This is a genomic window from Glaciimonas sp. GNP009 (assembly GCF_054343755.1).
Genome location: NZ_JBTGUV010000004.1, coordinates 1,963,782 through 1,983,200, shown reverse-complemented (window position 1 = coordinate 1,983,200; position 19,419 = coordinate 1,963,782). Strand labels below are relative to the sequence as shown.

The 19,419-nt window shown below is 49.6% G+C and carries 17 protein-coding genes; 10 read left to right on the top strand and 7 right to left on the bottom strand.

Features of this window, described 5'->3' with window-relative positions; translation table 11 throughout:
- Positions 1-142: 142 nt before the first annotated feature.
- The gene (locus ACXX82_RS09675; protein ID WP_458562826.1) at positions 143-1,201 is read right to left on the bottom strand and encodes an aldose epimerase family protein; all 1,059 of its coding nucleotides are present in this window, start codon (positions 1,199-1,201) and stop codon (positions 143-145) included.
- 429 nt (positions 1,202-1,630) lie between these two features.
- Between ACXX82_RS09675 and xylB the strand changes: the two genes are divergently transcribed.
- Together xylB and ACXX82_RS09665 are read left to right on the top strand one after the other, a co-directional pair.
- Positions 1,631-3,133 carry a xylulokinase gene (xylB, locus tag ACXX82_RS09670; RefSeq protein ID WP_458562825.1) on the top strand — a complete coding sequence of 501 codons (1,503 nt, stop codon included), beginning with the start codon at positions 1,631-1,633 and terminating at the stop codon, positions 3,131-3,133.
- A 314-nt stretch (positions 3,134-3,447) separates the two neighbouring features.
- Entirely contained in the window at positions 3,448-4,209 is a 762-nt protein-coding gene (locus ACXX82_RS09665) for a CDP-diacylglycerol diphosphatase (protein WP_458562824.1), read from the top strand.
- Between the two features lie 213 nt (positions 4,210-4,422).
- Here ACXX82_RS09665 and ACXX82_RS09660 read toward each other — a convergent pair whose 3' ends face one another.
- The gene (locus tag ACXX82_RS09660; protein ID WP_458562823.1) at positions 4,423-5,343 is read right to left on the bottom strand and encodes a CgnE/CgnB domain-containing protein; all 921 of its coding nucleotides are present in this window, start codon (positions 5,341-5,343) and stop codon (positions 4,423-4,425) included.
- A gap of 431 nt (positions 5,344-5,774) precedes the next feature.
- On the opposite strand from ACXX82_RS09660, the gene ACXX82_RS09655 reads away from it, so the two are divergent.
- Positions 5,775-6,413 (top strand): hypothetical protein, encoded by a 639-nt coding sequence (locus tag ACXX82_RS09655; protein ID WP_458562822.1) that lies wholly within the window; start codon positions 5,775-5,777, stop codon positions 6,411-6,413.
- Here ACXX82_RS09655 and ACXX82_RS09650 read toward each other — a convergent pair.
- Positions 6,410-6,613 carry a hypothetical protein gene (locus ACXX82_RS09650; RefSeq protein WP_458562821.1) on the bottom strand — a complete coding sequence of 68 codons (204 nt, stop codon included), beginning with the start codon at positions 6,611-6,613 and terminating at the stop codon, positions 6,410-6,412. The two genes, ACXX82_RS09655 and ACXX82_RS09650, sit on opposite strands and share 4 nt — an antisense overlap.
- A 197-nt stretch (positions 6,614-6,810) precedes the next feature.
- Between ACXX82_RS09650 and ACXX82_RS09645 the strand changes: the two genes are divergently transcribed.
- Complete coding sequence (locus tag ACXX82_RS09645; protein WP_503421161.1) at positions 6,811-7,383, top strand: RHS repeat-associated core domain-containing protein; 573 nt, start codon at positions 6,811-6,813, stop codon at positions 7,381-7,383.
- Positions 7,384-7,542: 159 nt separating this feature from the next.
- Here the strand turns inward: ACXX82_RS09645 and ACXX82_RS09640 are convergent, their stop codons facing one another.
- From ACXX82_RS09640 to ACXX82_RS09630, 3 genes are read right to left on the bottom strand one after another with little or no spacing between them, the layout of a single operon-like run.
- Positions 7,543-8,472 carry an ABC transporter permease gene (locus ACXX82_RS09640; protein ID WP_458562820.1) on the bottom strand — a complete coding sequence of 310 codons (930 nt, stop codon included), beginning with the start codon at positions 8,470-8,472 and terminating at the stop codon, positions 7,543-7,545.
- Positions 8,469-9,530: an ABC transporter permease gene (locus ACXX82_RS09635; protein WP_322240297.1), complete on the bottom strand. Its 1,062-nt coding sequence runs from the start codon at positions 9,528-9,530 to the stop codon at positions 8,469-8,471. The genes ACXX82_RS09640 and ACXX82_RS09635 overlap by 4 nt, the downstream gene beginning before the upstream one ends.
- Positions 9,531-9,555: 25 nt before the next feature.
- Positions 9,556-11,157: an ABC transporter ATP-binding protein gene (locus tag ACXX82_RS09630; protein WP_458562819.1), complete on the bottom strand. Its 1,602-nt coding sequence runs from the start codon at positions 11,155-11,157 to the stop codon at positions 9,556-9,558.
- A gap of 176 nt (positions 11,158-11,333) precedes the next feature.
- Between ACXX82_RS09630 and ACXX82_RS09625 the strand changes: the two genes are divergently transcribed.
- From ACXX82_RS09625 to ACXX82_RS09600, 6 genes are all read left to right on the top strand, one after another.
- Positions 11,334-11,636: a hypothetical protein gene (locus ACXX82_RS09625; RefSeq protein ID WP_322234039.1), complete on the top strand. Its 303-nt coding sequence runs from the start codon at positions 11,334-11,336 to the stop codon at positions 11,634-11,636.
- A gap of 212 nt (positions 11,637-11,848) precedes the next feature.
- Positions 11,849-12,685, top strand: coding sequence for an outer envelope protein (locus tag ACXX82_RS09620; RefSeq protein ID WP_322234036.1), 837 nt, complete (start codon positions 11,849-11,851; stop codon positions 12,683-12,685).
- A gap of 147 nt (positions 12,686-12,832) precedes the next feature.
- A complete protein-coding gene (locus ACXX82_RS09615) occupies positions 12,833-13,918 on the top strand; it encodes a BMP family ABC transporter substrate-binding protein (RefSeq protein WP_458562818.1) in 1,086 nt (361 codons plus the stop codon).
- A gap of 412 nt (positions 13,919-14,330) precedes the next feature.
- Entirely contained in the window at positions 14,331-15,053 is a 723-nt protein-coding gene (locus ACXX82_RS09610; RefSeq protein WP_323506125.1) for a GntR family transcriptional regulator, read from the top strand.
- 779 nt (positions 15,054-15,832) lie between these two features.
- Positions 15,833-16,291, top strand: coding sequence for a (2Fe-2S)-binding protein (locus ACXX82_RS09605; RefSeq protein ID WP_322234028.1), 459 nt, complete (start codon positions 15,833-15,835; stop codon positions 16,289-16,291).
- Between the two features lie 144 nt (positions 16,292-16,435).
- A complete protein-coding gene (locus ACXX82_RS09600; protein WP_458563978.1) occupies positions 16,436-18,604 on the top strand; it encodes a xanthine dehydrogenase family protein molybdopterin-binding subunit in 2,169 nt (722 codons plus the stop codon).
- A gap of 435 nt (positions 18,605-19,039) precedes the next feature.
- On the opposite strand, the gene ACXX82_RS09595 is transcribed toward ACXX82_RS09600, so the two are convergent.
- A complete protein-coding gene (locus ACXX82_RS09595; protein WP_322234026.1) occupies positions 19,040-19,261 on the bottom strand; it encodes a DUF1059 domain-containing protein in 222 nt (73 codons plus the stop codon).
- Positions 19,262-19,419: the final 158 nt, after the last annotated feature.

Below are 19,419 nucleotides of genomic sequence, written 5' to 3'. Positions count from 1 at the left end.
TAAATGCAAGGATCGATCTCCTTTTGGACTTTGTTTGTTATGTGCCTCTGAGGATAAACACAGAGACTTAGGAGCGACTGAGGGCTTTTAAATAGCCCCACGAGCCCATTTAGCTTAACAATAAGCGCACCGACTGCCGCATTCATGCGCGTACGCTCAAACGATACACAGTAGTTTGCCGATAAGTGCGGCCAGGGCGCAATATCACCGCCTCGGCGTCAGGGCCATTTATTTGGTTGGGGAAAGCTTGCGCCTCAAGGCAGAATCCGTCATGCGTCGCATACGGTAGCGCGCCACGACCTTTGACACCAGCGAGATAATTTCCGCTATAAAACTGGAGCCCCGTTTCGGTCGTCGCGACGGTTAATTCGCGTCCGGAACCGGGATCATAAACATTCGCTACGTCACGTAAAGTGCCAGGTTCAACGCCTGCGTTCCAATGCAAGCAATAGCAATGATCGAACCCACCCGCCAATTTGATTTGGGCATCCGGCCAGGTTAAACGGGGACCAATCGGCGCTGGCTGCCGAAAGTCGAACGTACTGCCCGCCACCTCGGCACGTTCTGTCGGAATCAATTTTGCATCGACTTTTAGAAAATGATCAGCATCAATCGCGAGTAAGTGATCGCCAATACCGCTGCACCCGCCATTCAGATTGAAGTAGGCGTGCGAAGTCAGATTGACCGGCGTCGGTGCGTCCGTGATCGCTTGATAATCAATGGTCAGGCAACCATTGTCATCAAGCTCATAGCGTACCTCCACCTGAAGATTGCCAGGAAAACCGGCTTCGCCTTCTGCCGACGTAAGCGTGAATCGTAACCCGTCTTCCTCCGGATGGGCTTGCCACATAGCCAGATGAAAACCAGCATTGCCGCCATGCAGATGATTGGTACCGTTATTCTGATCGACCAGAAAATCTACTCCGTCAAGCGTGAAGTGGCCATCCGCAATACGATTGGCCCAACGCCCGATCAGACCGCCAAAATAGGTGGGGTTATTAAGATAACCTTGGCTATCTGGATACCCGAGCAAGACATCGGCGATACGATCGTAGCGGTCAGGAGTGTGCCACGAGATCATTGTTGCACCGCGATTGCTGATCACGACGCGCATATCGCGGGCATTTTGTAATGTGTACAGCGTTTCACCGCTGTCGGTCTCGGTGCTGGTGATGGGAAATGGGATCATTGTCGCAGTCATTGGTTACAGTCATTCATCTGGCAAGATCCTCACGGTCAACGCAAAAATAACGAGTGGAACCGTCAAGTGTTATCTTTTAAGTCCCTTCATTCGTCCAGATCGAGACTTAAATTGTACGCAGCATGGTGTAACGCGTCCGATTAAATATATTTAAGCGCGAGTAAAAAACGATAATTATGTGCTCATTTTAATAATTTTATATGGGCGTGCCATTGTCAATATTCGACCACACCCTCTTGGATTAACGCAAAAACGTCCCCGCAACGGACTTAAGCAAGCCTAAATAATGCCGACTGTCGCAGCGTGGGTCCTTCAGTATCCCAGTAATATCTGTCGACAAAACCATGGCGAATGGTATGTTAAGCGGTATAGCGCCGCTGGGGCATCTGCCGTCAGTCTCCGTAAAAACAAATAACCACAAGTGACCATATGTTTATAGGTATCGATCTAGGTACATCCGGCGTAAAGGCGATTCTTCTTGATCGCCAGGATAATCTGCGCGGGAGCATCACCATACCGCTAACGGTTACCCAACCGCAACCATTGTGGCGTGAACAAAATCCAGCAGATTGGTGGCATGCTTGCCAGCAAGCGGTGGATGCATTGCTGGTCGCGGCGGCCAAAGAAGGTATTCGCCCCGCTTCTATTGAAGCGATTGGTCTGACCGGTCAAATGCATGGTGCGACTGTGCTCGATGCCAAAGGCGACGTGTTGCGTCCGGCAATTCTGTGGAATGACGGGCGCTCCTTTGAAGAATGCGCTGAACTGGAACGACGCGTTCCCACCTCGCGCACACTCACTGGCAATTTGATGATGCCCGGCTTTACCGCGCCAAAATTGTTGTGGCTGGCAAAATACGAGCCTCAACTATTTGACCAGATTGAAATGGTATTACTGCCCAAAGACTGGCTTCGCTACCAGCTTACCGGTGATTTCGCCAGCGATATGTCGGATGCCGCCGGTACAATGTGGCTTGATGTCGGGCAGCGCGACTGGAGTGATGAATTGCTGGTCGCGACCGGACTCACCCGCAAGCACATGCCCCAACTCTATGAGGGAACCGATATCACCGGAACGTTGCAGCCAGAGTTGGCGCAACGTTGGGGCTTGAAGCAAGTGCCGATCGTGGCCGGTGCGGGTGATAACGCGGCCGGCGCAATTGGTGTTGGCGTGATCAAGCCGGGTCAGGCCATGTTTTCTCTTGGTACTTCGGGCGTCTACTTTGCCGCGAGCGACGGTTTTCATGCCAATCCTGAGCGGGCAGTCCACAGCTTTTGTCACGCGCTACCCAATACCTGGCACTTGATGTCGGTCATGTTATCCGCGGCATCATGCCTCGACTTCACGGCACAACTGACAGGTTACGCCGATGTGCCAGCGCTACTCGCGGCCGCTGAAGCACGTGGCGAAGACAATACCGGTGATGGCACTGGCAATAGCGGCACGCCATTATTTCTGCCCTATCTGAACGGCGAGCGTACACCGCATAACAATCCCGCTGCACAAGGCGTTTTTTTTGGACTCAATGCTAGCACCAAGCCTGCCGATTTGGCCTATTCAACTTTGGAAGGCGTCGGTTTCGGCCTCGCTGATGGTATTGATGCGCTGGAGTCGACAGGGTTGGTATCGACCGATATCACACTTATTGGCGGTGGTTCGCGTAGCGCATTTTGGGTGCAGATGCTGTCTGATATCAGCAACAAGCCGCTCACCCGGCGTCAGGGTGGTGATGTCGGGCCAGCCTTAGGTGCCGCACGATTGGCACGGATTGGTGTCGCGCAGATCAGCGGTGACACCGCTACGCTGAGCGAAATCTGCACAGTCCCTAAAGAGATCGCCATTCATACACCGAATCTTGATCGTCATAACCGTTTTGCAACCCGCAGAAAGAAATTCAACGTGATTTACGAACAGTTGAAATCTGTGTTTTAAACCAAAACTTGGTGACCGGCTTCGTCCCATTTTTTATCTGAAGTCAGGAAAATGTGAACGGTTATCAAAGAGAAAAAATGAGGTTTTCACATTTTCTCTGTTTTGATAGATGTTGCGCGAAGTCGGCATATATGCCATTAAGGTGCGGTGTTCGCATAGACCCGGTTATTGAAAAAATGGTGTGTGGCAAACCGACCTAACCTTAATAGCTGGCGGTAAGCTAAGGGATTAGCACGCATGCAGATGGGCACTCTACAAGCCTATTGTTTGCATAAATAGACATTTCATATCGAATAAAAATGACCGGAAGAAGAGTGAAAAAGTTAAATCAGATCATTGTTTTGAGTGCATTCAGCATATTTTATACCGCAGCTTCAGCCGCAAATTTCTGCGTGGCAGAAGGCGCTAATAGCAACAAACTATGGGAAGTCGTTAAAAAATATTGTGTCCAAACAAAGACGCCTGATCACGTGCAATGCTTAACAGAAAACAAGAATTTCGTAGTATTTAAATCGAATCAGATTCCACCGCATTATCTTTTGATTCCGACGTTAACCGTTACAGGTATTGAATCACCTGAAATGTGGCGCCCTGGTTACCCAGCGTATTTTTCAGAAGCGTGGCGGCAGCGTTATATTGCAGCGGCGCAGTTTGGCAACAAACCAGAACAGGTCGGCATTGCGATTAACTCTGCCTGCAATCGTAGTCAAAATCAGTTACATGTCCACATGAATTGCATCAAGCCATCTGTCACCCAGGAATTGGAAAATATAAAATGGAAAATAAATGAAAAAAAATGGATCAAAATCAAGATTAATAGTCAGCAAAATTATTATGCCAAACGCATGCCAGGCGCAGATATTCCCAATAATCTCATGCAAGATTTTTTAAAATCTTATCCTAGCGCAGCGCATCACCCGGATAGGCAGAGTTTTTTTGCGACCAGCATGCATTATGGAAGCCTTGGAGAACGTGCGGTCGTATTACGTAGCGAGTATCGAAAAACTAATCCTAGCCGTTACCCTGGACATGCTGAAGACTTGCTCAGCAGCTGCGCGCCTGTTAGCGATAAATAATTTTTCGTGAAACTTTGTGCAAAAACTTTATCATCGGTGTAATTAATCCACATTTTTTGTTGTATTGATAGGCGGGTGAATGTGGCCTGATCGCAGGTCAACGTATCGATGGAATCGGGCTGTGGATTTTCCCGATTCTGTATCCGTACTTTGAATCATTTCTCTATATTTACTTATTGATAAAAATCAAGCCGGGCAACCTGTCGATGATTGTTACAACGCCTGCGTACAATTATCAAAGGATAATCCCTTCGCAATGAAATCGATGTGTGGTGCTTGCTGTCCCATACCAATTCCAATATGCATTCCGTAAGTGCTTTCGTTTAACAACGAATTAATATTCCACTGAATCGCATCATGTTCCACGCATCCAAAGGCGAATTCGGTGGCAGACATTTCCCTTCTGTCCCGTTCAAACATTCTTTGTAAACACGCTGTCTCGTCTTGTCCCCCCGCGATCAATGACACCAGTTTATTATTTTCAAATGTGACGAGGTTTTTCCCCTGGCTAACCAGTTGCAGTAATCGATCAGCATCCTTGTGACATTTTTTCTTCAATTCGGAATTGTTGGCGAGATAAATTAATCCATCGAATTCCAGGGTGCCAGCGAGAGAAAAACTTGATCGCTCCGATTCCATATTCACTACCGACGCTTCAAACCATTCTGCAATCGAGTAAAACCAACCCCCGGATAATTCGAGATCACAATTCGCGATTTCCAATTCATCACCGAGCGTGCAACGCACGTCCGTCGCGCCGCGCTGTATGTGAACAATGTCGCTAACAGAGAATGCCTCGTAGACTTGATTACGATAGTGAATAGCCTTTGCGGCATCGACAGCCAGCATCCGTTCCAACGCGTAATCAATACTTGCTATCGAATTGTCAAATTTCGCCACCGCAATATGTGATACGTAGGCGCGGGAAGTATCCCATAACACTTTTAATTTATCGTGGGTTTCATACAACGAGATGATTGCAAAGCATGGTTTCTCAATGCTGAAATCAAATCGATCAAACGCCACCAAATTTCTAAACCCCTGACGTCTTAGCGATTCGTATACCGGCATGCTGTCGTAGAGGCAGGTCAACTCCCTATCCTTCAACGCTTTGAAATAGTCGATAAAATGCATTTTGTTCTCCCCAAAAAATAAAGAGCCCGCAAGCTCTTTATTCTTATTTATTTTTGATTTACCAGTAGGCGTTTTGATTTTTTTTGCGGGTGTCTTTGGAGATTTGTTTGAGTGTTTTTTTCATGATTGTTTTCCTTTAAAAATTTTAAAAAAGCGAAAAATTGGCGCGATTGAAAACTAATTCAGTCATCACTTTAGCCTCACGAATAGAGACTTAAGCGAACATAAAGTTCATCGAAATCTTATCTTTTTGAGGGAGGTAAATAGTCGCCGCAAAAACGTATCAGTCGTGCGCGATAATCGTATTATATTTTTGTCGTTTAGTAATTAAGTAATACCCCTAGATCGCCAAATCTGCTGTCCTGAATATTCAAATCCGAGTCTATTATTTGGCACGAAATTCCAAATAAAAAATTAGGGAGATGCGATCTATGGGGCAATCTGTTCAGTCGGGTAATGGGCATTTTCGAAAGCAAATAAGGCGGCAATATACGGCATTATTTAGAATATTTATAGACAGACGACATCGCTATATAACGATACTTACCATTGTCGTATTGTTGATTCTTGGTGGCCTTGATAGCACAGTCGCCACCGCTCAAACTGGTCCCAGCACCACCACCTATTTCTACGACAAAGTCGGCAACCGGACCCAAGTCACCGATCCGATCGGCCGCATCACCACCTACCAATACGACATCCTGAGCCGACCGATTCAGCAACGCTTGCCGTCCGCGGTATTGAACGGCGTCGGTCCCACGATCCATCTGCAATATGGCCCGCTGGATTACCTGCGTTCAGTGACCGATCCGCGGAATCTGGTGACCCACTACACCGTCGATGGATTCGGCAACCCAACCGCCACTGCCAGCCCGGACACCGGCAACACAACCCGCACCTTTAACGCCGCAGGTAAGTTAAAGACAGCCACCGATGCCCGTGGCAAGACAACGACCTTTGCCTATGATGTACTCGGACGCCTGACCCACATTGGTTATGCCAGCGTCCGGCGACCATATTCACGTATGACGGCGCCTCCGGTGGACAGCCCGCCGCGACCGGTTATTTAACCGGGATGGTCGACAGTTCCGGTGAGTCCGTTTATACCTACGATGGCTTCGGTCAACTGTTGCATCAGCAACACACCATCGTCGGCGGCCCCACCCTTCACACCCTGTCCGTCAAGTATGTCTTTGGCGAGAAAGGCAGCAGCACGGCCAAACCGATTCTGATACGCTATCCCAGAGGCAACAGTCTTTTGTATGCGCATGACGCAGCAGGACGCCTCAACAGCATCAGGCTGCAACCCGCCCACGCGAACGGAAGCACGGTCACCTAGATTCCTCTTGTCTTAGCAATTGGTTATCAACCGTTTGGTCCGATCAATAGCTGGACGTGGGGCAACAGTACCGAAACGGATAAAAATACGGTAGCGCGCACGTATGATCTGGACGGCCGCATGACGGCATGCGCCACTACACCTACGATGACCGCGGACGCATGCACAGCGCAACCAACGGCGGTAACACCGTCATCCATACCTACAACGGCATCGGTCAACGCGTCCAAAAACAAGGCCCAAACACGGTTGTTGCCACGGGCATCAACCGCTACGTCTATGACGCCGCCGGTCATCTGCTCGGTGAATATGACGCCGCATGGAACCCGATACAGGAGACGGTCTATCTCGGTGATATTCCCATCGCCGTATTGAAGCCACGCCTAATTCCTAACGGCGGCGAACCAACGACCGTCACCGATATTTTTTACATTTATGCCGATCACAGCAATACACCCCGCGTCATCGCCGACGCCAGCAACAACCAGATGGTCTGGCGTTGGGATCAGGGCGATCCGTTCGGCATCTTGCGACCAAGCGAAAACCCGAGCGGACTCGGTAACTTCCCCTACAACCAGCGCTTCCCCGGCCAGTTGTATGATCGCGAGACGGATCACTTTTATAATTACTATCGAGATTATGATCCGCAGTTGGGACGGTATTTGCAGAGCGACCCGATTGGGTTGGCGGGTGGGATTTAAACTGGAAGCCAGAAGATTACGCTTTAGCAGTGGCATATTTTGCGCAGAATTTACCTCATGAAAACAATAGCACGCCCTCATTTAGTAAACAGTGGAATAAGAATGCAGCGAGTACATGATGCATTCGCTGCCACATATCATTTGCCATCCATCCTACACTCAAGCATCAGGATGAAAACTACGTCCAAGCGACACCGGTTGATTCAACAAAATAGTTTTGGGATCGCGGCAGATGATGACCAGTACGACGATTGTTGCTACGTAAGGCAGCATCGATAATATTTGTGACGGTACGCCCAAACCGAAACCTTGTGCGTAGAGTTGTAATACGGTGACGCCACCGAACAGATAGGCTCCGAACACGACGCGGAGAGGTTTCCATGTGCCGAATACGACGAGTGCCAACGCGATCCAGCCTTTGCCTGCGGTCATTCCTTCTACCCACATCGGGGTCTGCACAATCGATAAATACGCGCCTGCGATTCCGGCTGTTGCACCGCCGAACATGACGGCAAGATAGCGGATCAGGATCACTGGGTGACCGATGGCGTGTGCGACTGCTGGCGATTCACCGACGGCGCGCATTTTTAATCCGGCGTGACTTTTGGTGAGAAACCAATACACCGCGCCACACAGTACCAGCGACAAGTAGACCATGATGTCGTAATGGAACAAGAGCTGACCGATGACGGGCAAGTCTGACAGCAACGGAATATCAATGCCTTTCAGGCCTTGAATCGGGGTTCCAGCCAGATCGTGCCCGACGAAAGCCGACAAGCCAATGCCGAATAGTGTCAAGGCGAGTCCGGTCGCCACTTGATTGGCTTGCATACTCAGCGTCAAAAAAGCAAAGATCAGCGACAGGAGAACGCCCGCTGCTGCTGCGGCGATGAAGCCCGCGGTCGCGCTGCCGGTCGTCAATGCTGCGGCGAAGCCAGCGACGGCGCCGACCAGCATCATGCCTTCGATACCGAGATTAAGAACGCCCGCTTTTTCGACGACCGTTTCGCCGATTGCGGCATAAATCAACGGCGTGGCGGCAATCACGGTACTGGTAATGATAGGAAGGATGGGGCTGGCGGGATTCATGCGGCTTCCTTGGTGACGACGAGCGGGGCTTGTTTGCGAGCAACCTTGATATTGATCAATCTGAAAGTAATGAACAGGTCGGCAGCCAGCAAGTAAAACAACAGCAGACCCTGAAACAGGCCGGTGATCGCTGATGGCAACGCCATTTGCATTTGTGCCGATTCGCCGCCAAGATATAACAGCGACATCAGCAGCGCGCCCAGCACGATACCGACCGGATGCAGACGCCCGATCCATGCGACGATGATGGCTGCAAAGCCATACCCCGGTGAGATTTGCGCCTGCAACTGACCGATTGGTCCAGCCACTTCACATAGTCCGGCGAGTCCGGCGGTAGCGCCGCTGATGAGTAGCGCGGTCCAGACGTTACGCTTATTCGAAAATCCGGCATAAGCAGCCGCTGCGGGGGCCAGACCAGCCACTTGCATGCGAAATCCGGCAAAGGTTTTACTGGAAAATAACCACGATGCGAGGGCTAGCACTAGTCCAAGGATAAAACCCCAATTGGTACGCGCACCTTCGATCAGCAGCGGAACCAGATGGGCGTCGCTAAATGATTTGGATTGCGGAAAATTAAAACCTTGAGGGTCGCGCCATGGACCGTGCACCAGATACGACAACAGCAATTGCGCAATATAGACCAACATCAGTGTGACCAGAATTTCACTGGTATTAAACCGATTGCGCAGGAACGCCGGGATCGCGGCCCATGCCATACCGCCAAGTGCGCCAGCCACAAACATCAGCGGCAATCCCCACATGGAGGTGCTGTCGCCCAGCCACAGTGCAACGCCACCACCGGCTATCGCGCCCATCGTCAGTTGACCTTCGGCACCGATGTTCCAGACATTGGCACGGAAACCTAAAGCGAGACCAAGAGCACACAATAATAAAGGTGTGGCTTTGAGCAGTAACTCACCGACGCCATATAGGGTGGCCAACGGTTTAATGAAAAAGACGTAAAACGCTTGTTGCGGGTCTTTGCCAAGTATCGTGAAGATGACGATACCGGTCAAGAGCATCGCCACCGCCGCTATCAGAGGTGAGGCGACTCGCATGATCGGCGACGGGGCCGCACGGCGTTCAAGTTTGAGCAAGATGGCTCTCCTGTTTGTTCGGTAAGGGTGAAGACGTGTTCGCATCAGCAGAATGAGACGGCATTTCGTCAAATTGGCCGCTCATCCAGTTGCCGATTTGTTCGATGTTGGTGTCAGCCAATCGTACCGCTGGCGACAACCGACCTGCGGCCAGTACGCAAATACGGTCGCTGATGGTGAATAGTTCTTCCAGTTCTTCTGAGATGACGAGCAACGCCACGCCTTGCAGGCGCAGATCGATCAGGGCTTGCCGAATCAACTGCGCGGCGCCGACATCGACGCCCCATGTCGGTTGCGCGACGATCATCATTTTGGGGTTTAGCATGGTTTCACGTCCGACGATGAACTTTTGCAGATTACCACCGGAGAGGCTTGATGCTGCCGATTGTTCACCGCCGCATTTGACGCCGAAGCGGGTAATCACGTCTTTTGCAAACTGCCGGATTGCCGTATGTCGCATTAGACCTTTGCTTACCATGCCATGGCGAGCGCCGGTCAGCAGCGCGTTTTCTGCCAGACTCATGGCCGGGACTGCACCACGTCCGAGTCGTTCTTCCGGTACAAATGTCAGACCGAGTCGACGCCGCTGGGCCGGGTTAAGTTGGCCGACCTGTTCACCCATCAGTGTGATCATCGGACCGTGCGGGCTCAGGTTTTCGCCAGAGAGGGTAGCCAGTAATTCTTTTTGACCGTTGCCCGATACGCCCGCAATGCCAAGGATTTCACCGCTTTTGACCGCCAGACTGATATTTTTCAGCGTGGTGCCAAACGGATCGATGGTGGTAAGCGATAGCTTATCCAGCGCGAGCCGGACTTCGCCGGTGGCTTGCGGTGTCAGGTGACACTCAGCCAGTTCGCCGCCAATCATCATGCGCGCCAAACTATCGTTGGTTTCGTTCTTGGGGATGGCGGTGCCGCTGACGCGTCCACCGCGCAGGACGGTGGCGGTGTCACACAAGGCGCGAATCTCGTCGAGTTTATGGCTGATGTATAGAATGCTACAGCCTTCCGCTGCCAATTGTCGCAGGGTGGCAAATAAGACGAGTACCGCTTGCGGTGTCAGTACCGAGGTTGGTTCGTCCATGATCAGAAGCTTCGGCTCTTGCAAAAGGCAGCGCACGATTTCTACGCGCTGGCGCTCTCCCACCGACATGCTGTGTACCAGTCGATGTGGATCGATGGGTAGGCCGTACTTTTCCGAGACTTCGGTAATCCGCGCAGCTAATTTTGCTGGCGGCATTTGCGCATCCAGTGCCAGCGCAATATTTTCAGCGACGGTCAGGGTTTCGAACAATGAAAAATGCTGGAATACCATGCCGATGCCCAGACGTCGCGCCTGAGAAGGACTGGCGATGTCCAGATAGCGACCTTCCCACAGAATACTGCCCGCGTCCGGCTTGGTGACGCCGTAGACGATTTTCATGAGCGTGCTTTTTCCTGCGCCATTCTCGCCAAGCAAGGCGTGAATCTCGCCAGGTCTTACGCTCAGGCTGATGTCGTCGTTGGCGACCACCGTCGGATATCGCTTGGTAATGCCGTTTAAGACAAGGCGCGGCGGCAGATCAGAATAAATCGGCAGGAGGTCCATGGAAGCGTCCGTAATATAGATTGAAAAGCGATAGATTAAAAAAAGATAAATTAAAAACAATTAAATTGAAAATGATAGATCGAAAACGGTAGATAAAAAAATCTAAATTTCAAACGTTTTACATTTAAAAGCGAAAATTAAATAGCGATTCGTAATAAGAAGGAAATGCAATTGTTGTGCCAGTTCTGCTGAGAATGCACGATGCGACTGGTTGGGGCGCAACCATCGGACACAAACCATTTCTGGCAATAATTGGTAACGGATTATGTGCTTTCCTAGAGCACGATGCGATCGATCTGGCATCTTTAAAAATATTTTGTCGACAAAAAACATCATTGATTGGATGCAATAATTTTAAATTTTGCGTAAATATTTCAGCTAAAACAAATTTTTTATTCCCCCTTTCTGCACCGCAACAGTGCATTTATGATTCTAAGAGCGCCAATTTAATGCAAATTATTGATGCGCTGCACCGATAGTCGTCATAAGTTTTTACATAAATAAGAATATTAATTATTTTCACCAGTGACTAGTAATTGTCAACAATTGGCATGAGAATTGCTGTGAATAAATCAAACGAATTTATGCATAGTTATTATTTATTTACAGCAAGTTTTACATAATCATCGTAATAGGGAGAAACGGGGCTCCTTAATTCCTTTTTTGTATTATTAATAATCTTGGAAAAAAAATGGCAAAGCAAGCAGCAATGAAAATGGGCAAGTTGGCGGTCAATGCATTAACGGTCGCAGCGGCGCTGGCAAGTGTTCAGCAAGTCAATGCAGCGGAGTGGAGCGATACGTCAATTGGGTATCGTTACGGTACGCAATTTGCTGAGCCATACGTCGGCAATGGCATTTCGAAGAACATCATCAATCTGACCCACGCAAGCGGTTATAAATACGGCACCAACTATTTCAACGTCGATTTGCTGCAATCCAATAGCAAGGATGCCAACGCACAAGAAGCCTATATCGTCTATCGCAACACGCTTGATATGGGCAAAGTCTTTAACAAAAACCTGTCCTTCGGTCCGGTTCGTGGTCTTGGCGTGACTGCCGGTTTTGACTGGAATACCAAAAATGATCCTGGCTATGCTTCCAAAAAACGTATGTTGGTCTTGGGACCTACGCTGATGATGGACGTACCGGGTTTTCTGAGCATCAGTTTGCTGTTGATTCAGGAAAGTAATCAACCAGTTGGCATCACCAGCCGTTATACCTACGATTTGCATCCCATGTTGAGCGCAGCATGGGGAATTCCTATTGCTTCAACTGGATTTGCATTTGAAGGTTATATGAACTACATCGCGGCCAAGGGTACCAATGAATTTGGTGGCGGCACGGCGCCAGAATTAAACATCGACGCCCAAGTCATGTATGACCTCGGCACACCTTTGGGAATGGGTAAAAACACACTACGCGCGGGTTTGGAATATCAATACTGGCGCAATAAATTCGGCAACCCAGCCAACGTACGCGGCTCTTTAGCAAAAACACCGATGGTGCGTGTCGAATACCATTTCTAAATAAGTGCAGAAACGTATTCTATAAATACGTTTCTGCGATCCTGAGAATTGGTCCTGCGATAGATTTTTAAGTCTGCCTGTGCAATTTTTTTTCGATTTTCTGCAAGTTACATTGCGGAAAATTGCATCCACGTAAAGGAGTTCAAGATGTTTCGATTACGCTCTACATTAGCGGCCATTGCGGCAGCTACCGGTTTGGTTTTGGGTGTGCTTCCGGTTGCGCACGCTGCTGAGCCGCTGAAAGTGGCTTTTGTGTATCTTGGCCCAGTCGGTGATGGTGGCTGGACATTCCAGCACGATCAGGGGCGTCGCGCTTTAGAAAAAGAATTCGGTAATAAGATCAAGACGACTTTCGTCGAAAACGTGCCAGAAACGGCAGATGCTGAGCGCGTGATTCGCCAATTGGCGGTTGACGGTAATCAGATGATCTTTACGACCTCTTTTGGCTACATGGACCCAACGATGAAGGTAGCAAAATCCTTCCCGAAGGTCCATTTCATGCATGCGACCGGTTACAAAACGGCAGCCAATGTCGGCACGTATCAGACTCGTTTCTATGAAGGCGCTTATCTGTTAGGCATGATCGCCGGAAAAATGACGAAGACCAATACATTGGGTTTCGTTGGTTCGTTCCCGGTCCCGGAAGTAGTGCGCAATATCAACGCTTATACATTGGGTGCAAAGAGCGTCAATCCTAAGATCAAGACCAAGGTTGTCTGGGTAAATACCTGGTATGACCCGGGCAAAGAGCGTCAAGCTGCAGAAACATTGGTAGCCCAAGGTGCGGACATGCTGGCACAAAATACCGACTCGCCAGCTGTTGTGCAGGTTGCCGAAGAGAAGGGTGTGCATGCATTTGGTTGGGATACTGATATGGCTAAATACGGCCCGAAAGCCCACCTGACCGCCAATACCGAAAACTGGGGCGTGTATTACATTCAGGAAGTCAAGCGCGAGCTGGCCGGAACTTGGAAACCAGAGCAAACGTTGTGGGGAATTAAAGAAAATCTGGTCGTTTTGTCGCCATTGAATGCGTCTGTTCCTGCGGATGTATCGAAACTATTCAACGACAAGAAAAAAGATATCGTGGATGGAAAATTGGTACCTTTTGCGGGACCGCTTAAAGATAATACCGGTTCTGTAAAAGTAGCCGCTGGCGCTGTATTGCCGATGGGTGAGTTGATGAGTATCAACTGGCTGGTTGACGGTGTAGAAGGTTCTTTACCTAAGTAAATATTGGCATTGCTCAATTGTATGCTCTTGGCATCTTAATGGGCTAAGAGCATGCTGATTTTTTGATCATGTTAAGCACTTATTTTTCCGCATTACTAGTGTGCCGATGCCTCTCCAAAATGTAGGGTAATATCGTCACTTATTTATTTCCTGTATTTAACTTTTTAGGGAAATAAGAACATTGTTGTCGCCAATTTAAGGCGATTGAATCAAAATATATTATTAAGAATGAACATAAACACTTCTTTGTGTCATTGCGATTAGACATAGAGTCGATGGAGTTCAATCACACATTTTTCATTTTTTAATCAAAACAAATTAATTCGATCACGGTCAAACACAGGATTATTGAATTTTTAAATGGTTGTCATCGACAAACGCTTTCGATATGGCTGTTTCCAACGCGATAAATATGAATAAACCAGTCAAACCCTTGCGCCTGGCAAGTGCCGCCGCCGCTAAACCGCAGGCCAATGCCGAAGAGCGTATTTACCACGATGTGTATGACGCCATCATGGAACATCGGTTGCCGCCTCGCACCAAACTGACCGAGCAGGTCTTGTGCCAGATTTACGATACGGCGCGTCATACTGTGCGCAAAGTACTGATCCGTCTGGAGACTGAAGGACTCGTCGAATTGGAGGCTAATCGTGGAGCCTTCATCGCCAGTCCGACCAGCGCAGAAGCAAAAGACATGTTTGAGTTACGCAATATCATTGAACACGCAACACTGGAAAAGGTCGCCCGGAGCGCGACCCCGAAGCAATTGGCGGCGCTACGAAAGTGCGTTGACGATGAGCGGGCCGCCTATCTGAGCGGTGATCGCCCGCGCTGGATTCGGCTGTCGGCGCAATTCCATCTGGAATTGGCCGAGATCACCGATAACGCTATGCTGGTAGAAGTGCTGCGTAAACTGGTCTCGCGCACGACATTGCTAATCGCTAAGGTCGAAGCGCCGGGGCAAAATGCCTGTTCTTTTGACGAACACGAAAGCGTACTGGTTGCGTTGGAGAATGGCGATGCAGCACTGGCACAAGCGCAAATGGCCCACCATTTGCATAGTTGCGAAGAGCGCGTACAACCGGAACAATCTACCAATTTCGATTTGCGGGCAGCACTGGGAAAGCCTCTGTAAGTGGGTATCAGTAGTTGATTTAAGCGGCAATATCTGTTTGATGGTCGATTTCCCTGCGCTGAATCATCCGAATACTGCAACAGTATTGGTGTTGCGTTATTCAGTTAGTCAGACTTATTGCTGTTTCGTGAAAGTCTCGGATTTTCAAATTCGGATTTATTTTCGGGTAAATCGAAAAGGCCAGATTTACTGATCCAATTTTGATGGCAACAAATCATACAATTGGCAGATTTAAATCAAGTTCGTGAATTTATAGTAATCTCATCTTATTGATGAAAAGAAACTTTATCACTCCATCAAATTTATCGGCAAACCGAATCTGGAGCCGATCCCTTTAATACCTCTTAAGAATGGCTATCAGTCTGGAATTCAGGCAAATGATGGCCTGAGAATGCCTTTGTCCGCAGATTGATAACGGCATTCGCTTAATCAACAAACCAAGTTCTAAGGAAATCTCGGGATTGCGCCCGGGATTCTGCGTGGATGAAAGCTTTATGTCTCAATGAATATAGCGGTGCTTTGAGTTTTTAAAAATGGTAAACCGTAATCGTCGTCGACGCTCAAGCGCGTTAGGGTTGGGTGTATTAACACGTTACGTAATGGCAAAATAGGAGCTTCGCCACTAACTATATTCAATTAAATATATTTAATTCAAGGACTTATGGAAAACCATCCCGGCAAGGCGTGCCGATCGAAGACGGCACCGAGTACCGCTAGGAAAGCGCAACGCCGCTAGGGCGATTTTTCATAAGTCCTTATTTTTCAAGGAAAAAAGAGTCATGATCAGCATAAATATTAACGGCAAGGATACGCAAATCGACGCGCCTGCCGACATGCCCTTGCTATGGGCGTTGCGCGATGTTGTCAACCTCACTGGTACCAAATTCGGTTGCGGGATGTCATTGTGCGGCGCTTGCACTGTTCATCTTGACGGCGCAGCAATCCGTTCTTGCGTGACCCCGATCTCTGCGGTAGCAGGAAAAAAAATCACCACCATCGAAGGCGTTGACATCGGTCACGTCGGTCAGGCGGTACAAGCAGCGTGGCGCAAGCTTGACGTGGTGCAATGTGGTTACTGTCAGTCCGGTCAGATCATGTCTGCGGTTTCATTGCTGAGTAAGAACAAACAACCAACGGATACGGATATTGATCAGGCCATGAGCGGCAATATTTGTCGTTGCGCTACCTACGTCCGCATTCGCGCCGCCATCCACGAAGCCGCTAAAACGCTGGCATAACAGGAGACCAGGATGAAATCTATTGATCGCGCTTTTCAGTCAGCTTCCCTCCAACTGGCATCGCCCGACGCCCAGAGTAACGATGATTTTGCCATCACTAATGTTAGTCGAGGTCTTAGTCGCGGTGTCAGCCGTCGACGCTTCATGCAAGCCTCCGGCGGTCTGGTATTGGGCTTGCATTTAGGTTCTTTGATGGCTGCCACCGGCACACAGGGAACCACCGCTGCGTTCGAACCGAATGCCTTTGTGCAGATCGGCAACGATGGCAGCATCACCATTCTGGCTAAACATCTGGAAATGGGACAAGGTATTTATACCGGTTTGGCAAGTCTGATTGCGGAAGAACTGGACGCAGACTGGAGCAAAGTCCACGTCGAAGGCGCACCAGCTGACGTCAAGCTTTATCAGAATCTGGGATGGGGTATTCAGGGTACTGGCGGCAGTAGTTCGATCGCCAACTCCTACGAGCAAATGCGTAAGGCCGGCGCGACAGCGCGTGCAATGCTGGTGTCAGCAGCGGCGGCCAAATGGAAAGTCGCGCCAGCCAGTATTACCGTCAGCAAGAGCGTGGTGCATCATGCCGCATCTGGTCGCAAAGCCGGTTTTGGAGAATTAGCGGCAGCGGCGGCGGCACAGCCGGTCCCAACCGACGTCAAATTGAAAGCGCCGAAGGAATTCAAGTTAGTCGGCAACGCCAAATTGCCGCGCCTTGATAGCTTTGCCAAGACCAATGGCACCGCAATGTTTACGCAGGATATCAAGTTGCCCGGCATGTTGGTGGCGGTACCATTGCATCCGGTCCGCTTTGGAGCGACGGTTAAAAGCGTCAATGCAACCAAGGCCAAGGCCATTCCCGGTGTGGTCGAGGTGGTCCAGTTTGCAGGCACGGCGCGCAGCTTTGCCGGTGTCGCAGTGCTGGCAACCAATACCTGGGCCGCCCGCCAGGGACGCGATGCGCTCGAAGTAGAGTGGGATGAAACTCACGCTTATAAAAAAGGTTCGCCCGAAATTCTGACGCAGTATCGTGCTGCATTGGAAAAACCGGGTCTCGTTGCGCGCAAAGTTGGCGACGTTGACGCCGCATTGGTCAAGCCAGCGACCCTGATCGAAGCGGACTACGCAGTGCCGTTTCTTGCGCATGCCGCCATGGAACCGCTGAACTGTCTGGTACAGCTTGGTGAAAGCACTTGCGAGATATGGAACGGCGAACAATTTCAGACCATCGATCAGGGTTCAGTTGCCAAGTTTTTGAACATGCCAGCCGACAAGATCAAGATCAATCAGCTATATGCAGGCGGCAGTTTTGGTCGACGCGCCAATCCGCATAGCGACTATGTAGTGGAAGCAGTCTCCATCGCCAAGTCGGCACGCGCGCAAGGCGTCAAAGGACCGGTCAAAATGGTCTGGATGCGAGAAGACGATACGCGTGGTGGTTATTACCGACCGATCAATGTGCACCGTGCACGGCTGGCGCTGGACGCGCAAGGGCGCTTGTCGGCATGGCATGTAAGAATGGCCGGTCAATCAATCATGGAAGGTTCTGCGTTTGCGGGTGTGATCAAAGACGGTATTGATCCGACCTCAGTCGAAGGGCAAGCGGATCTGCCTTATGATGTGCCGAATCTTCAGGTTGAGCTATATACGCCGACGGATGTTGGCGTTCCGATACAATGGTTCCGTTCAGTCGGTCACACGCACAGTGCTTTTTCATCAGAAGGCCTGATGGATGAAGCAGCCGTTGCTGCCGGTAAAGATCCACTGGCGTTTCGACTGGCGATGTTAGCCAAACACCCGCGTCACAGCGGCGTGTTGCAATTGGCGGCGCGTCAGGCCGGATGGTCAAAACCATTAGCTCCGGGCGCAAAAGGTGAGCGTCGCGGTCGTGGATTGGCGGTGCACGAATCCTTCAATACATTCGTCGCTCAAGTCGCCGAAATCACCGTTAAGGCAGATGGAACTTTCAAGGTTGATCGTATTATTTGCGCGGTCGATTGCGGTGTTGCAGTGAATCCCGACGTCATCAAGGCGCAGATAGAAGGTGGTATCGGCTTTGGTCTGGCCGCTGCCTTGCATGGCGCGATCACACTCAAGGACGGGGTGGTTGAGCAATCCAATTTCCACAACTATCAGGTTTTACGCATCAATGAGATGCCTAAAATTGAGGTGTTTATTGTGGGTTCAACTGAAAAGCCAAGCGGTGTCGGTGAACCGGGTGTGCCGCCGGTAGCGCCAGCGGTCGTCAATGCAATCTTCAATGCCATGGGAAAACGTCTGCGGACGTTACCAATCGCGGATCAATTGACAAAGGCTTGATCATCTTGAGGTAATGATTTATCTTGACGGCTGATGTGCAAAAGTAGAATTATCTGGGAATGTGATTGTCAGGTAATAAGGAAGATTGAGTCGGTGGCGATGCTGCCGATTCATGCATTACCAGTCTTTCGTGCCTGTTTGCATATAAGTTTTTTTGATGACGTTCATACAAACTGAATTACATAAACTTTAAAGGCGGTTGCGGTTATATTTGAATTTGTTTTTGACTTACCCCGACATTGTCAGCGCCAATGTCGGGGTAAGTCAAATTCAAAGACAACCGCACCAGCACTAACCTTGATGGTGAATGTGATTTGGTTTGCATTTACCTCATTTACAATCTTTAATAAACACCCTGATAGTCCAGTGTTGTAAAACAACCGCGCAACCCGCTAGTCGCCGCTAGTTTATATTGAATCCTTGAATCAGCACCCTTTAACCGGCCACTGCATCTTTTCGAATTTCTAACGGAGGCGTGCCCTCCTTAAATAACTGGCTAATCTGGCCCCGTAACTCAGGCGAATCCTCATGACCATGCACGCTGACGGCATGCTGGACCGCTGCTTCTAACAGTTCTTTATCATTGTCCGCCGAAATCGCTACCGAGCAGTTTGAGTCGCTTGGATATTCGCGGCAATCGATGTATTTACGTGTCATGGTGAACTCCTTTAACGAGGATCAAATAGCCGCATCGCGCTCGACTACAGCACTTACGGCCCCACCGCAATTGCCTGCCAGAATCCGAGTGCAAAACGGTCCGAGTGGTCACGATTTAACACTGAACTATCTGCTGACAATGTGCGTGATGCTTAGTT